The sequence below is a fragment of the Peribacillus sp. SIMBA_075 genome, assembly GCF_046534585.1.
Map to the genome: position 1 here is coordinate 1 of NZ_JAWRYN010001382.1, position 244 is coordinate 244.

The 244-nt window shown below is 34.0% G+C and carries 1 pseudogene; it reads left to right on the top strand.

Annotation, left to right across the window (positions count from 1 at the left end):
• Positions 1-244, top strand: a pseudogene (locus tag SB775_RS32870) (16S rRNA (cytidine(1402)-2'-O)-methyltransferase); the annotation flags it as partial.

Below are 244 nucleotides of genomic sequence, written 5' to 3' on the forward strand. Positions count from 1 at the left end.
GGAAATCGTATTATGTCGTGAGCTAACGAAAAAATTTGAAGAGTTTATTCGTGGAACAATTGAAGAAGCGATTGAGTGGACGAAGCAAAATGAAGTTCGTGGTGAGTTTTGTATTTTAGTAGCAGGTTCAACAGAAGAACCTACTCCAGAAGAACAATGGTGGGAAGCTATTTCAGTATATAATCATATTGAACATTATATAAATGAAAAAGGCATGAATTCAAAAGAAGCGATAAAAATAGTC